The 14,199-nt window shown below is 72.0% G+C and carries 18 protein-coding genes; 14 read left to right on the top strand and 4 right to left on the bottom strand.

Translation table 11 applies throughout. The annotated features are described in order from the left end of the window. Positions 1-118 precede the first annotated feature (118 nt). From alr to ABTZ59_RS15210, 4 genes are all read left to right on the top strand, one after another. Complete coding sequence (alr, locus tag ABTZ59_RS15225) at positions 119-1,282, top strand: alanine racemase (protein ID WP_351396429.1); 1,164 nt, start codon at positions 119-121, stop codon at positions 1,280-1,282. Between the two features lie 146 nt (positions 1,283-1,428). Beyond that, entirely contained in the window at positions 1,429-2,685 is a 1,257-nt protein-coding gene (locus tag ABTZ59_RS15220) for an alpha/beta fold hydrolase (protein ID WP_503002862.1), read from the top strand. Further along, positions 2,657-3,361 (top strand): tRNA (adenosine(37)-N6)-threonylcarbamoyltransferase complex ATPase subunit type 1 TsaE, encoded by a 705-nt coding sequence (tsaE, locus tag ABTZ59_RS15215; protein WP_351396426.1) that lies wholly within the window; start codon positions 2,657-2,659, stop codon positions 3,359-3,361. Before ABTZ59_RS15220 ends, tsaE begins: the two co-directional genes overlap by 29 nt. A gap of 136 nt (positions 3,362-3,497) precedes the next feature. Then, complete coding sequence (locus tag ABTZ59_RS15210) at positions 3,498-3,764, top strand: hypothetical protein (protein WP_351396423.1); 267 nt, start codon at positions 3,498-3,500, stop codon at positions 3,762-3,764. A 78-nt stretch (positions 3,765-3,842) separates the two neighbouring features. On the opposite strand, the gene ABTZ59_RS15205 is transcribed toward ABTZ59_RS15210, so the two are convergent. Further along, positions 3,843-4,397, bottom strand: coding sequence for a L,D-transpeptidase (locus tag ABTZ59_RS15205; protein WP_351396420.1), 555 nt, complete (start codon positions 4,395-4,397; stop codon positions 3,843-3,845). 103 nt (positions 4,398-4,500) lie between these two features. On the opposite strand from ABTZ59_RS15205, the gene tsaB reads away from it, so the two are divergent. From tsaB to ABTZ59_RS15180, 5 genes are all read left to right on the top strand, one after another. Next, complete coding sequence (tsaB, locus tag ABTZ59_RS15200) at positions 4,501-5,154, top strand: tRNA (adenosine(37)-N6)-threonylcarbamoyltransferase complex dimerization subunit type 1 TsaB (RefSeq protein ID WP_351396418.1); 654 nt, start codon at positions 4,501-4,503, stop codon at positions 5,152-5,154. A gap of 182 nt (positions 5,155-5,336) precedes the next feature. Next, positions 5,337-5,816 carry a ribosomal protein S18-alanine N-acetyltransferase gene (gene rimI / locus ABTZ59_RS15195; RefSeq protein ID WP_351396718.1) on the top strand — a complete coding sequence of 160 codons (480 nt, stop codon included), beginning with the start codon at positions 5,337-5,339 and terminating at the stop codon, positions 5,814-5,816. Then, positions 5,809-6,918 (top strand): tRNA (adenosine(37)-N6)-threonylcarbamoyltransferase complex transferase subunit TsaD, encoded by a 1,110-nt coding sequence (gene tsaD / locus ABTZ59_RS15190; protein ID WP_351396415.1) that lies wholly within the window; start codon positions 5,809-5,811, stop codon positions 6,916-6,918. Before rimI ends, tsaD begins: the two co-directional genes overlap by 8 nt. Further along, on the top strand, positions 6,915-7,172 hold the full coding sequence (locus tag ABTZ59_RS15185; protein ID WP_351396412.1) for a hypothetical protein: 258 nt from the start codon (positions 6,915-6,917) through the stop codon (positions 7,170-7,172). Before tsaD ends, ABTZ59_RS15185 begins: the two co-directional genes overlap by 4 nt. A 202-nt stretch (positions 7,173-7,374) precedes the next feature. Further along, positions 7,375-7,731 (top strand): YciI family protein, encoded by a 357-nt coding sequence (locus ABTZ59_RS15180; RefSeq protein ID WP_351396409.1) that lies wholly within the window; start codon positions 7,375-7,377, stop codon positions 7,729-7,731. 85 nt (positions 7,732-7,816) lie between these two features. Here the strand turns inward: ABTZ59_RS15180 and ABTZ59_RS15175 are convergent, their stop codons facing one another. Then, positions 7,817-8,218, bottom strand: a complete 402-nt coding sequence (locus tag ABTZ59_RS15175) for a MerR family transcriptional regulator (RefSeq protein WP_351396406.1) — start codon at positions 8,216-8,218, stop codon at positions 7,817-7,819. Between the two features lie 60 nt (positions 8,219-8,278). Here ABTZ59_RS15175 and ABTZ59_RS15170 point away from each other — a divergent pair, with 60 nt between their 5' ends. Beyond that, complete coding sequence (locus ABTZ59_RS15170) at positions 8,279-9,187, top strand: NAD(P)-dependent oxidoreductase (RefSeq protein ID WP_351396403.1); 909 nt, start codon at positions 8,279-8,281, stop codon at positions 9,185-9,187. Between the two features lie 66 nt (positions 9,188-9,253). Here ABTZ59_RS15170 and ABTZ59_RS15165 read toward each other — a convergent pair whose 3' ends face one another. Further along, positions 9,254-9,760 carry a potassium channel family protein gene (locus ABTZ59_RS15165; protein ID WP_351396400.1) on the bottom strand — a complete coding sequence of 169 codons (507 nt, stop codon included), beginning with the start codon at positions 9,758-9,760 and terminating at the stop codon, positions 9,254-9,256. Between the two features lie 134 nt (positions 9,761-9,894). On the opposite strand from ABTZ59_RS15165, the gene ABTZ59_RS15160 reads away from it, so the two are divergent. Further along, positions 9,895-10,569 carry a hypothetical protein gene (locus ABTZ59_RS15160; protein WP_351396397.1) on the top strand — a complete coding sequence of 225 codons (675 nt, stop codon included), beginning with the start codon at positions 9,895-9,897 and terminating at the stop codon, positions 10,567-10,569. A 71-nt stretch (positions 10,570-10,640) separates the two neighbouring features. Then, complete coding sequence (locus ABTZ59_RS15155) at positions 10,641-11,006, top strand: hypothetical protein (RefSeq protein WP_351396394.1); 366 nt, start codon at positions 10,641-10,643, stop codon at positions 11,004-11,006. A gap of 105 nt (positions 11,007-11,111) precedes the next feature. Here the strand turns inward: ABTZ59_RS15155 and ABTZ59_RS15150 are convergent, their stop codons facing one another. After that, positions 11,112-12,440: a class I SAM-dependent methyltransferase gene (locus ABTZ59_RS15150; protein ID WP_351396391.1), complete on the bottom strand. Its 1,329-nt coding sequence runs from the start codon at positions 12,438-12,440 to the stop codon at positions 11,112-11,114. 83 nt (positions 12,441-12,523) lie between these two features. Here ABTZ59_RS15150 and ABTZ59_RS15145 point away from each other — a divergent pair, with 83 nt between their 5' ends. Both ABTZ59_RS15145 and ABTZ59_RS15140 read left to right on the top strand, forming a co-directional pair. Continuing rightward, positions 12,524-13,528: a polysaccharide deacetylase family protein gene (locus ABTZ59_RS15145; RefSeq protein ID WP_351396388.1), complete on the top strand. Its 1,005-nt coding sequence runs from the start codon at positions 12,524-12,526 to the stop codon at positions 13,526-13,528. Continuing rightward, positions 13,525-13,986, top strand: coding sequence for a hypothetical protein (locus tag ABTZ59_RS15140; protein WP_351396385.1), 462 nt, complete (start codon positions 13,525-13,527; stop codon positions 13,984-13,986). Before ABTZ59_RS15145 ends, ABTZ59_RS15140 begins: the two co-directional genes overlap by 4 nt. Positions 13,987-14,199: the final 213 nt, after the last annotated feature.

Raw genomic sequence — 14,199 nt, 5'->3', positions numbered from 1 at the left:
AGGGCTGAGCAGGGCTGAGGAGGGCTGAGGAGCGTGGGCCGAGGATGCCGAGGGCGGCCGCGCCGGGCGGCGATGACATCGCACCGGCGCCGGACATCGCTCTGAGAGACTGGGCACGATGACCGAGAACACACACACGTCGACCGGTGTCCGCGCACGGGCCGAAGTCGATCTCGCCGCCCTGCGGGGCAATGTGCGCGCGCTGCGCTCCCGCGTGGGACCCGGCGTCGCCCTGATGGGTGTCGTGAAGTCCGACGGATACGGACACGGCATGGTGCCCACCGCGCGGGCAGCCCTCGACGCGGGCGCGACCTGGCTGGGCACGGCCACCCCCCATGAGGCGCTCGCCCTGCGCGCGGCGGGCATCGGGAGCCGGGTCATGTGCTGGCTCTGGACGCCCGGCGACCCCTGGCGGGAGGGCATCGAGGCCGATCTCGACATGTCCGTCAGCGCGATGTGGGCCCTGCGTGAGGTGACCGACGCGGCGCGCGCGGCGGCGCGTCCCGCCCGTATCCAGCTCAAGGCGGACACCGGCCTCGGCCGGAACGGCTGCCAGCCCGCCGACTGGCCCGAACTGGTGGCCGCCGCGCTCGACGCGCAGGCCGCGGGTCTGGTCCGGGTCACCGGCCTCTGGTCCCATTTCGCGTGCGCCGACGAGCCGGGCCATCCCTCCATCGCCGCGCAGCTCGACGCCTTCCACCAGATGGTCGCGTACGCCGAGAAGGAGGGCGTCGAGCCCGAGGTCCGGCATATCGCCAACTCGGCCGCCGCGCTCACCCTCCCCGAGGCCTCCTTCGATCTCGTACGGACCGGCATCGCCATGTACGGCATCTCCCCGAGCCCCGAGCTCGGCACCTCGCGGGACTTCGGCCTGCGGCCCGCGATGACGCTCTCCGCCTCCGTCGCCCTGGTCAAGCGGGTGCCGGAGGGCCACGGCGTCAGCTACGGCCACCGCTATGTCACGTCGCGGGAGACGACCCTCGGGCTCGTGCCCCTCGGTTACGCCGACGGCATCCCGCGCCATGCCTCCGACCGGGGGCCGGTCCTCGTGGGAGGGGTGCGGCGGCGGGTGGCCGGGCGGGTCGCGATGGACCAGTTCGTGGTCGACCTCGGCGGCGACATCCCCGAGCCGGGCGCGACCGCCGTCCTGTTCGGTCCGGGTGACCGCGGTGAGCCGACCGCCGAGGACTGGGCCGAGGCGGCGGACACCATCGCCTACGAGATCGTCACACGTATCGGTTCACGCGTCCCCCGCGTCTATGTGGACACGCGGTCCGGATGACCGGGGCGACGAGCGGTCCGCGTATCTGGCTCGAACGCGTCGGTTGCCGCCCTGGGTATGTTGAAGAGGCAACGGCCCGTGTGACCTCCGCCGGGTGAAGATCGGCACGACGGGGAAGATTCCGCCGGAACGACGAGGAGCGCACGGTGAGCGAGAGCAGCGCGGCGGGTGACACGGCGTCCAGGGCGGCCGCCATGATGGCGTCGGTCACGGGCAACTGGCGCAAGGCCGGCGTCGCCGGAGCCGCGATAGGCGTGATCGCCGCGGGTGCGGCGGCCGGGGTGGCGATCGAGAGACTGACCGTCGGCCGCGGGATGCGCAGAAGGGCCCGGCTCGCGCTCGACGCGTCGGGTCCGTACGGCGCGCTGCGCGGGGCGCCGGGCAAGGCGCTCGCCGACGACGGTACGGAGCTGTACTACGAGATCGACGAGGTCGACCCGGAGGACGCGACCGGCGCGGATCCGGCGGCCGGCCCGCGCCGCCGCAGGCTCTTCGGCCGGAAGTCCCCCGCACCGGTCACGGTTGTTTTCAGCCATGGTTACTGCCTCAACCAGGACTCCTGGCACTTCCAGCGCGCCGCCCTGCGCGGACTCGTCCGCACCGTCCACTGGGACCAGCGCAGCCACGGCCGCTCCGCGCGCGGCGCCGCCCAGCAGGGCCCCGGCGCGGTCCCGGTCACGATCGACCAGCTCGGCCGCGATCTGAGAACCGTCATCGACGCGGCGGCGCCCGAGGGCCCGCTGGTGCTCGTCGGCCACTCCATGGGCGGGATGACGATCATGGCCCTCGCCGACCAGTATCCGGAGCTGGTACGGGAGAGGGTCGTCGGTGTCGCCTTCATCGGCACGTCGAGCGGAAAGCTCGGCGAGGTCAACTGGGGCCTGCCGGTCGCGGGCGTGAACGCCGTACGGCGAGTCCTGCCCGGCGTCCTCAAGGCGCTCGGCTCCCAGGCCGAGCTGGTCGAGCGCGGCCGCCGGGCGACGGCGGATCTCTTCGCGGGGCTGATCAAGCGGTACTCCTTCAGTTCGAAGGATGTGGACCCGGCGGTCGTACGGTTCGCCGAGCGGCTCATCGAGTCGACCCCGATCGATGTGGTCGCGGAGTTCTATCCGGCCTTCACCGACCACGACAAGGTGCAGGCGCTCTCGGTCTTCCTGGAGATCCCGGCGCTGGTCCTGGCCGGGGAGAGCGATCTGGTGACCCCCAGCACGCACAGCGAGGCCATCGGCGATCTGCTGCCGGACGCGGAGCTCGTGCTCGTACCGGACGCCGGACATCTGGTGATCCTGGAGCATCCGGAGGCCGTCACGGACCGGCTCGCCGACCTGCTGGCACGGGTCGGCGCGATGCCGGCAGCGGCTAACGTTGGCACTCATGGAAGCACCGCAGGGCCCGGGGGCTGAGGCCGCGCCCGCCCCCCGCCGTACCGACTGTTCCGACCAGCCCGACCAGCCCGACCGTCCCGACAGCCGTGACGGCCGTGACAGCCGTGACCGGCCCGACCGCCCTGACCGGTCGGCCGTCCGCCTCACCGTGGAGACCCCGGAGCGGATGCGGGAGCTCGGCCGAGGACTCGCCGCGCTCCTGCGCCCCGGCGATCTGGTGATGCTGACCGGTGAACTCGGCGCGGGCAAGACCACTCTCACGCGCGGCCTCGGCGAGGGCCTTGGCGTCCGCGGCGCCGTCACCTCACCGACGTTCGTGATCGCCCGGGTCCATCCGTCCCTGGTCGGCGGCCCCGCGCTGGTCCATGTCGACGCGTACCGGCTGGGCGGGGGGCTGGACGAGATGGAGGACCTGGATCTGGATGTCTCGCTGCCGGACTCCGTGGTGGTCGTGGAGTGGGGCGACGGCAAGGTCGAGGACCTGTCGGACGACCGGCTGCATGTGGTGATCCACCGGACCGTGGGCGCGGACCGGACCGTGGACGGGGACGCGAACGCGGAGACGAACGCGGACGCGAACGCGGATACGGAGGCCGACCCGGGCGGCGCGGACGCTGACGAACGGCGCGTCGTCACCCTGACCGGCTTCGGCAGCCGCTGGTCGGACACGGACCTGGCCGCGCTGATCCACTGATTCGGCCAGCCGTTCCGTACATTCCGACAAGACGTCGGCAAAATGTTGCGCGTGCCGTGCCGTACGTGGTGACATGGTACGGAGAAGTGGTTAGGTCTACCTAACTATGCCTGCCCCCGAACACCAGGAGGCATCCATGCCGGCGCCAGCACATGAACCGCGACCGCGCTCCACTTCGTATCTGACGCGGTCGCTCTCGCCGTCGTCCGTTTCCATGAAGGATCTGCTGGCGTCCTGCGCTTCGGCGGCGGCCGTGTCGACGCCGCCGTGCGAGCCGTCGGCCGTGGCGGTCGCCGAGGCGCGGGCGGCCAAGGACGCCGAGGCCGGGGAAGCCGGGCAGCTGGAGTCGCGGCGCGAGCGGGAACAGAGACGCGACGCCGCGAGGGAGCGCGACGCCGCGTAAGAGGGTGGGGCGGACGTGGGTGGCCGTGGCCGGGAGGGGCGGCGGCCGGGCAAGGACCCCGGCCCGCGGCCCGCGGCCTTACGGGACGACCACGACCTTGGAACCGACCGTCGCGAACGTCCACATCGCGTTTCCGTCCGCCACCTTCATCCTGACGCCGCCGGTCTTCAGCGTCGGATCGGGGCTCGACAGCGTGCCGTCCACCGCCGCGCTGAAGCCGATCGCGACATCGCCGACGAGCGCGAACCGCACGACATGCTCGATCCGTACCCCGTCCGAGCCCGTGACCGATCCCGACCGGGAGGTCACCTGGTACGAGCCGGCTTCGGGGCTGACGGTGCTCGGCATGACCGGGAAGGTCCGGGTCACCCGGTTCTTCTCCACCAGCCATACGCGCCGGTCGGCCAGCGCGTAGACGACCCGGTCGCCCTCGCCCGACTCGGCGGGCAGGGCATGCGGGTTCTTCGGCTTCTGCGCGGGGGCCCCGGCGGCGCCGGAGGGTGCGGTACGGGGTGCCTTGGGCTTGGCGAAGGCGTCGGGGACATTCGCCGACGCCTGGTAGGCGAGGAAACCGACCACGGCCACGGCAGCCGCGGTGAGCCCGGCCACGATTCCCGAGCTGCTCCTGGACACCTTGATCCACCTCTCGTACGTATGACTAGTTGGTGACGTTAGCAGCAGGCGGCTGACGGGGCGGGGCGCCGTGCCTTGGGGCCGGGAGCCGTAGGCTGTTTGCGTGCTTCTGCTCGCCGTTGATACCGCCACGCCCGCCGTCACCGTCGCCCTCCACGACGGCAGCTCCGTCCTGGCCGAGGAGAGCCGGGTCGACGCGCGCCGCCATGGGGAACTGCTGCTGCCCGCCGTCGACCGGGCCCTCGCCGGGGCCGGACTGAAACTGGACGCCGTCACGGACGTGATCGTCGGCGTCGGTCCCGGCCCGTACACGGGACTGCGCGTCGGCCTGGTCACGGCGCTGACCCTCGGCTCCGCGCTCGGGGTGCCGGTGCGGGGGCTGTGCACACTCGACGGCCTCGCGTACGCCTCCGGGGCCGAGGGCCCCTTCGTGGTCGCGACGGACGCGCGGCGCAAGGAGGTCTACTGGGCGCGCTACGCGGACCCCCGCACCCGACTGACAGAACCGGCCGTCGACCGGCCCGCCGATATCGCGGCGGCTGTCGCGGGACTGCCCGCCGTCGGCGCCGGGGCGCTGCTCTACCCCGACACGTTTCCGGACGCCCGCGGCCCCGAGCACCAGTCGGCCGCGGCGCTCGCCTCGCTGGCGGCGGAGAGACTGGCGTCCGGCGGGGAGTTCCTGCCGGCGCTGCCGCTGTATCTGCGCCGGCCCGACGCGCAGGTGCCCAAGAACTACAAGGTGGTCACGCCGAAGTGACGGACGCGACTGATGCGGCGGACGGCACCGATGCCCCTGACGGCACCGATGCCCCTGAGGGGATCGTGGCCGACGGGACCACGGCCAACGGCGCCGCGGCCGACAGCGCGGCGGCCGACAGCGCGGCGGGCCACAGCGCCGCGGCCGACAGCGCCGCTGCTCCCGCCGTCGTCCTGCGCGAGATGCGCTGGTGGGACATCGAGCCGGTACTCGCCCTCGAACGTGACCTCTTCCCCGAGGACGCCTGGTCCCCGGCCATGTTCTGGTCGGAGCTGGCCCACGCGCGCGGCCCCCGGGCCACCCGCCGCTACGTGGTGGCCGAGACGACGGAGGGCGGGAGCCGCCGGATCGTCGGATACGCCGGACTCGCCGCCGCCGGGGGACTCGGCGACGTACAGACCATCGCCGCCGCCGGCGACCAGTGGGGCACCGGCCTCGGCTCCCGGCTGCTCACCGATCTCCTTCAGCACGCCACCGCCTTCGAGTGCGAGGAGGTGCTGCTCGAAGTGCGGGTGGACAACCTCCGGGCGCAGCGGCTGTACGAGCGGTTCGGCTTCGAGCCGATCGGGTTCCGGCGTGGCTACTACCAGCCGGGAAATGTCGACGCGCTCGTCATGCGCCACCACGTGAAGACCCATCGAGGAACTGAGACCCATGGCTGACGAACCCCTCGTTCTCGGTATCGAGACCTCCTGCGACGAGACCGGCGTCGGCATCGTCCGGGGGACGACCCTGCTCGCCGACGCCGTCGCGTCGAGCGTCGACGAGCACGCGCGCTTCGGCGGTGTCGTGCCGGAGGTCGCCTCCCGCGCGCATCTGGAGGCGATGGTTCCGACGATCGAGCGCGCGCTGAAGGAGGCGGGGATCTCCGCGCGCGATCTGGACGGCATCGCCGTGACCGCGGGCCCCGGCCTCGCGGGCGCCCTGCTGGTGGGGGTCTCGGCGGCGAAGTCGTACGCGTACGCGCTGGGCAAGCCGCTGTACGGGGTGAACCACCTGGCCTCCCACATCTGCGTCGACCAGCTGGAACACGGCCGGTTGCCCGAGCCGACCATGGCGTTGCTGGTCAGCGGCGGCCACTCGTCGCTGCTGCTCGCGCCGGACATCACGGCCGATGTGCGGCCGATGGGCTCGACCATCGACGACGCGGCGGGCGAGGCGTTCGACAAGATCGCGCGGGTGCTCCAGCTGGGGTTCCCGGGCGGCCCGGTGATCGACCGGCTGGCGAGGGAGGGCTACCCGTCCGCGATCGCCTTCCCGCGCGGACTGACTGGCCCGCGCGACGCGCCGTACGACTTCTCCTTCTCGGGCCTGAAGACCTCGGTGGCCCGCTGGATCGAGGCGAAGCGGAACGCGGGCGAGGAGGTGCCCGTACGGGACGTGGCGGCCTCGTTCCAGGAGGCGGTGGTCGACGTACTGACCCGAAAGGCCGTCCGCGCCTGCAAGGACGAGGGCGTGGACCATCTGATGATCGGCGGCGGCGTCGCGGCCAACTCCCGGCTGCGCGCGCTCGCCCAGGAGCGCTGCGAGCGCGCGGGCATCCGGCTGCGGGTGCCGCGCCCGGGGCTGTGCACGGACAACGGCGCGATGGTGGCGGCGCTGGGCGCGGAGATGGTGGCGCGCAACCGGCCGGCGTCGGACTGGGAGCTGTCGGCGGACTCGTCGCTGCCGGTGACGGAGCCGCATGTGCCGGGGCAGGACCATGACCACCGGCACGATCACGACCATGTGCATGAAGTGGCGAAGGACAATCTGTACTCATGACGGTCGCCCTGATGTGGGAGGCGAGAGCGGCGCCCGGCCGGGGCGCGGAGCTGCTGGAGTGGGCGCGGGCGCGCGAACTGTCGTACGCCCCCCTGCGCCGGGAACTCCTGCGCGCCCCCCAGGACCGCGTCCTGGTCATCACCTGGTGGGACGCCCCCTACGACGCGGATCTCCCCGAACTCCCCACCCCACCCCCGGACCTCGTCGCCCGCCCACCCCACCGCTGGCGCTTCGAGTCGGTCGCGGCGCGATAGCCGACCGGCGGGCTCGGCCTCGTGTCGCGGGATGCCCGGGCAGGTACGCACATGCTGTTGGCACTCTCGCTCGGATTCCCCCGAGAGGAATTCCCGGCGTGTGTCGGGGTGGGTGTCGAGGTGTGTGTCGATCCGGGGGGCTCACCTTCGACGTAAGGGTGAGTGGCGGGCAACAGCCCGCCGTACACACCGAGGAGTCACCATGCCGCGCTATCTGTCCACGGTCAGCAGTGACGAGAAGAACGCGCCCGCCGGTGGGCCCAGTCCCGAGCTGATGCGGCGCATGGGCGAGTTGATCGAGGAGATGACCAAGGCCGGTGTGCTGCTCGACACCGCCGGGCTGACGCCGTCCGCGCGGGGTGTGCGCTTTCGGCGGAGCGGCGGGAGGCTCAGCGTCACCGACGGGCCGTTCACCGAGGCCAAGGAGGTCATCGGGGGGTACGCGATCGTGCAGGCGAAGGACAAGGAGCAGGCCATGGAGTGGACCCGGCGCTTTGTGGAGATCCACGAGGAAGAGTTCGACATCACCGTCGAGCTCCGGGAGATCGCCGAGCCGTGAGCCGTGAGCCGTGAGCCGTGAGCCGTGAGCCGTGAGCGGTGAGCCGTGAGGCGTGAGCAGTGCGGCGTGCGGCGCAGCCGCGGGGTCAGGTCGTGCGCGCGGTCCCGGCGGGGGGCGGGGCCGCGGCCGGGACCGGGGCGTTGATGATGGCCGTGAGGACCTCGCGGGCGGCGTCGAGCTGCGCGATGGCCTCCTTGATCCGGGCGAGCTCCAGGGACAGCCCGGGGACCAGCTCCGGGCAGCCGGGCGCCAGGAGGGCTCCCTCCTCCTCGACCTCGACCATGCAGGGCAGCACCTCGGCGATCACCGCCGTGCCGAGACCGGCCGCGAGCAGCGTGCGGATTCGCCGCACGTCCGCCACGTCGGTCTCGGCGTACTCGCGGTACCCGCTCGGTCCGCGCTCCGGTCGCAGCAGCCCCTGCTCCTCGTAATAGCGCAGCGCCCGCCGGCTCACCCCGGTCCTGCCGGCCAGTTCTCCGATACGCATATGGCCCCCCACCAGCGGGAGTTGACTCTCACGTCAACGTGAAGGTTTAGCTTAACCGTCATGACGACGACGGAACCGAACACTGCGAACCGCACATCCGTGACGATTCTTGGCCTCGGCCCGATGGGCCGCGCGCTCGGCGGCGCCTTCCTGAAGAACGGCCACCCGACGACCGTATGGAACCGCACGGCAGGCAAGGCGGATGAACTGGTCGCACGCGGCGCCGTTCTCGCCGAGACGGTCGCCGACGCGGTGGCGGCGAGTCCGCTCACGCTCGTATGCGTCCTGGACTACGACGCCGTACACGCGCTCCTCGCCCCCGCCACGGCCGCGCTGAAGGGGCGGACCCTGGTGAACCTGACCACCGACTCGCCGGACCGTGCGCGTGAGACGGCCGCCTGGGCCGCCGGACACGGCATCGGCTATCTCGACGGGTCGATCATGACCCCGACCGGGACGATCGGGGAATCCGCCGCCCTTGTCCTCTACAGCGGACCGGAGGAGCTGTACGAGACCCATCGGCCCGCCCTGGCGAGTCTCGGCGGCACCGCCGCGCATCTCGGTACGGATCCCGGCCGGGCGGCGGCGCACGACGTGGCGCTGCTCGACCTCTTCTGGACCGCCATGAGCGGTGTCGTCCACGCCTTCGCGCTGGCCGCCGGGGAGAACATCGGCGCGACGGACTTCGCCCGCTACGCCAAGGGCATCAGCGCTCTGCTGCCCGGCATCCTGGACACCTTCGCGCGCCATATCGAGGAGGGCCGCTTCCCGGGCGAGGAGTCCTCGCTCCTCTCGGCCGCGGCGGGGATGGACCACATCATCCACGCCTCGCGCGCCCGCGGCCTGGAGACCGGGGTGCTCAGCGCCGCGCTCGGCATCGCCCGGCAGGCCATCGACGCGGGACACGGCGGCGACGGCTACTCACGGCTGGCCGAGATCCTCGGGCGGCCGGTCGCCGCCGCGAAGTGACCCGGTGCCCAAGGCGGCCCGGTGGCCCGCTGACCTGGTGGCCTGATGGCCGGATGACGTGACCGGTCAGCGGTCCTTCGGGGGCGCCTGGCCGCCGCGGTCCATGAGCAGGCGTTCCAGACGGTCGAACCGTTCGTGGAGGGCGCGCGTCTCCTCCGAGACCCCCGCCCGCCCCTCGCGCTCCGCGCGCTCGACCGCCAGCGCCAGCTGACGCGCGTGGCGGGCGGCGCCGCCGACGAACCAGGTGGCGACGGACGCCGTGACGATGCTGAACAGGGAGATCCCCGCGAGCATCACCACAGTGGCGATGACGCGCCCCGGCGCGGTGACGGGATACAGATCCCCGTACCCCACGGTGGTTGCCGTCTCGATCGACCACCACAGAGCGAGCGGAAAGGACGTGATGGTCGCGCGCGGCGCCGACGCCTCGAACGGGACGATGATCCAGGAGCCGGCCAGCAGGATCACCACGACGGCCAGCGCGGCCCACACGGCCGCCCTCACATGCAGCCGCTGCCAGCGCTCACTGCCCAGCAGCCATCTCAGCAGATACGCGAAGGACAGCGGTGGCATGGGTGGACCTCGTTCGGCTCGATCGCCCCGAAACTACCCGGGTGCGTCCCGGACACCCGCGAATGACGCTACGGAGTGTCACCGGTGCCGACCCCGCGCCGTCGACGCCTCCGCGCACCGCTAACCTCTGGCGAATGATCAGCCGCGCTCCGCTGCCGCCGCCCCCGCCGTCCCCGGAGGAGGGTGCGGAGGGCACCTGGCCCGACCGCGCGGCGCGGCTCGCCGAGCGTACCCAGGTCATGGTGGTGCTGAGCAGGCGCGGTCTGTCCTTCGGGCGGCTGGCGGCGCTCTGGCTGACAGGGGCGCTCGCCGTGGTCGGCTGGGCGGCCGTGGGGACGGCGATCCAGAGCTTCGAGGGGGGCGGCCTCGGTCTGCCGGCCGGAGTGGTGGCGCTGGCGCTCGCGGCCGTTCTCCTGATCCCGGCGGTGGTCGGGGTCGGTTTCTGGCTGAGCCGGGGCCGTGTCATACGGGAGCGCCTGGAGGCCTGGGCACGCGTCGCCCCGGAACCCCTGACGGACCCCCGTCTGGGGGCGCACGGGCGGTCCGTGATGTGGCTGCTGCCGTCGGTGCTGCTGTGCCTGGTGGGGGTGTGGCTGACCGGCCGTGCCCTGTCCGAGGCCGGGACCGGGGGCGTGACGGGCCGCGAAACGGCCACGCTGGGTGAGACCGCGTACGCGCTGGGGCTCGGCGTCACCCTCCTGGTGACCGGGCTGCTGGGACTGGTCCCTTCGGTCAGACATCAATGCTGGTCGGAGCGGCTGTTGATGGGGTCGGTACCGGTCCGCGGGGGCGGGGGAGCGCACCGCTGAGGCCAGTCCTGCCGTGTCCGTCCTATCCTGAAGAGGGAACGCATGCGCCATTCAGGGTTAAGGGGCGGCGGATGGAATGGATTTGGTGGATATTCGTCTTCTTCATCGTGGGCGGCTTCGGCTGGATCGCCGACACCGGCCGTACCGCGCTCCGAACCCGGCACGAACGAAGAATCGAGCGCTTCAAACTCCAGGAGCACGAGCGGCTGGCCCTTGAAGAGGCCAACAAGCCCCCGGAGCCGGTGTGCGGCTGCACCCACCATCTGGCGAAGCACGACAAGCAGGGCAAGTGCCACGAGGACGTGGAGGCGCCGATGGAGTGGGACGAGAACAAGAAGCCCCTGCGGTACGAGCGCCGACAGTGCAACTGCCAGCAGTACATCGGCCCGCAGCCGCTGTCACAGATCTACGCGGACGAGCTGACCGACCTGGACTGATCAGGCCGCTTGCCATTGCCGTCTGTCATTCCACCGGTCATTCCACCTGTCAGTCCGTCTGTCGGTCCGTCTGTCGTTCCCGCCGTCAACTTGGCGTTCCCGCCGTCAACTTGGCGCGCTCCCGGCCTGTTCCGCCGGGTGGCCGATGAGCATCGTGGGGGCGCCGGCGACCCTGGTGAGGAAGACCGTCGCCGCCTGGGGGCCCTTGAGTTTGAGCCGTCGGCGCAACTCCTCCGGTTCCACGGCCGAGCCGCGCTTCTTCACGGTCAGTACGCCGACCTCGCGTTCGCGCAGCAGCGCCTTCAGTTTCTTGAGCCCGAAGGGGAGTTGGTCGGTGATCTCATAGGCGGTGGCGAACGGTGTCGGGCGCGGTTCGTCGGCCGTGATGTAGGCGATCGTCTCGTCGAGCAGTCCGCCGACCAGGTCCTCGGCGACCTCGGCGACCAGATGCGCGCGGATGACGGCGCCGTCCGGCTCGTACAGGAAGCGGCCGAGGGGACGGACGGGCGGATCGGGCAGTCCGCGGCCGGTGAGGGTGGCCCCGGACGGCAGGAGGGTGGCACGGCGCGCACCGGGGACGACGGCCGCCGGGCCACCGTGTCCGCGCTCGCTCAGGGGCCCGTGCCCGCCCTCGCGCCGGTGCCAGAGCACCGCTTCCTTCACATCGCCGCCGTCCGAGATCCATTCGGCCTCGAAGTCGTCGGGGATCAGTTCGTGCGGGATGCCGGGCGCGATCTTGACCGCGCCCGCGCCGACCCGCCGTACCGCGTCGATCGCCCAGGACAACGGCGGTGAGTACGCCTCCGGATCGAAGATCCTGCCCCGGCCGCCGCGCCGCGCCGGGTCGATGAAGAGGGAGTCGGCCCCGGTCGTGTCGTACTCCAGGACATCCGCCCGGGTCACCGTCACGGGCGGACCGTCCGGTGCCAGGGTGCGCACATTGGTGAGGGCGATCTCGCAGGTCAGCGGGTCGAGGTCGACCGCCGTCACGGCGAGTCCCGCGCGGGCCAGTTCGATCGCGTCCCCGCCGATGCCGCAGCAGAGGTCCGTGACCCTGGAGTTCCCGGAGTTCCCGGAGTCCGGTGCGAGGGCGCGGAAGCGGGCGGCCCGGTGAGCGGCGACGCTGCCGCGCGTGGCCTGTTCGACGCCGTTCGGTGTGAAGTACATGCGGTACGCGTCGGCCGCGCCGAACTTCGCCACCCCGCGCTGGCGCAGCCGCGCCTGCGCCAGCGCCGCCGACACCAGCTCGGCCGGGTGCTCACGGCGCAGCCGGGTGGCGAGGGCGAGTTCCTGAGCCGGGTCGTGGTCGCGCACCTCGGCGAGCAGCGCCTGCCCCTCGGCGGAGAGGAGGGGCGCGAGGAGCGGCGTGGCAGGAGCCGGTCCCGGAAGGGGCGAGGCGGCGGGGGAGGAGGCGCGGTCGGTCACCCGCCCCATTGTGGGCCAGCCGGGGGACGGTACACGCCGGGGCGGCGGTGTCGGGTGCTCGCGGGCTCCGCGCGCTGACAGGATGCGACGCCATGCAGCTAGTACGACAAAAAGAAGAAATGTCCACACAGGCCGCATATCGCGCACCCGTCACCAGGCGGGAAACCAGGCGATGGTGCGGTCGTACGGTTCTGGCCGCGCTGCTGGTCGCAGCCCTCGGCTCGGGATGTACCGACCGGTCCGCCGAACCGGTGCAGCACGCGCCCGCCGCGCCCGCCGCCGGGAAGCCGGGCCGGCCAGCCGCCCCCGGGGTGCCGGGCGAGCGGACAGCGGCCGAACTGGACGCGCTCTACTCGCCCGAGAACGTACGCCGCGCCCAGGCCGAGCGCGCCGTCGCCGCGAAGAAGTGGGGGCTCGCGAGTACCCCCTTGGCCGCGCCCAGGCCGCCCGCTGTCAAGCCGGAGATCAGCACCCGTGAGGGCTTCGAGGTCGAGGGGGGCGAGGATCTGCCGCCGCTGTTCACCACCGTTCCGGTCGACGGCAAGAAGGTCGTCTTCCTGACGATGGACGACGGTTCGGAGAAGGACCCCGAACTGCTGCGGATGATGAGCGAGCTGAAGATCCCCTACACCGCCTTCCTCAGCGATTACGTCATCAACGACAACTACGGCTACTTCGGGCAGATGCGGGACCGCGGGGTCGCCATTCAGAACCACACCCTCAACCACCCGTACATGCCGGGTCTGTCGTACGAGGAGCAGAAGCGGGAGATCTGCGGCCAGCAGGATCTGCTGGAGAGGAACTACGGGAAGCGGCCCACGCTCTTCCGGCCGCCGTACGGCAACTACAACGCCGACACGCTGCGCGCCGCGAAGGAGTGCGGGATCAAGGCCGCGCCGATCTGGGCGTCCGAGGCGTTCCCCGACCACATGGAGTGGCGCGAGTGGGACCGGGACATGCACCCCGGCGACATCATCCTGACCCACTTCCGCGGACGGGACGAGTGGAAGGGCTCGATGCCCGACATGATCCGCCATGTGATGAAGGTCGTCACCGACAAGGGATACGCCGTGGGCAGGCTGGAGGACTACGTATGAGGCCCGCGCACCGGCTGCTGGCCGGGGTGCTGGCAGCCGGTGCGCTCCTCGCGGCCGGCTGCGCGCAGTCGTCCGGCGCGATGGACCCGATGGACCCGATCGAACGACTTGGCCGCAAGGCGGCGCAGCGGGTGAATCCGCATGACTCGGTCCCGCCCCCGGTGCCTGTGCCGCTACCGGGTCCCGGACCTGGAGCGAAGGCGGGGCCGGGGCCGGGGGCGGGGGCCGGCGCCGGTTCGGGGGCGCCGGGTCCGGGATCGGGAGCGGGGCCGATGTCCGTGCCCCCGTCCTCGTCCCCGTCCGCGGCGGGCGCCCCCGTACGCCCCGTCTGCGGGCTGCACGAGATGTCGCCCGCGCCACCGCCTTCGCCGCCGTTCCCGCCGTCCCCGCCGTTCTCCACCCCTTCGCCGCCGTCGCCACCGCTGCGGCACTGCCCTTCGGTCCTGCCCGACCCGTGAGGAACCCCGGCCCAGGAGCCGCTTTTCCGCACCGGGAAATCCGCCACGACCGCGCTCATTGGCACTCCGCTTGACCGAGTGCTAATCGCAGTCATAGTCTCGGGTCTGGCACTCCCCACTGGAGAGTGCCAAAGCGCGACTGACAGGTCCGGCACCCGCGACGACGGATCTATTTGGTCGCCACCCTCAGACAGTCAACCCCGTGAGATCTCC

The organism is Streptomyces sp. NPDC094034 (assembly GCF_040303865.1).
Classification (GTDB): Bacteria; Actinomycetota; Actinomycetes; order Streptomycetales; family Streptomycetaceae; genus Streptomyces.
The sequence above is the reverse complement of the archived record's forward strand: the minus strand, read 5'-3'. Positions and strand labels throughout refer to the sequence as shown.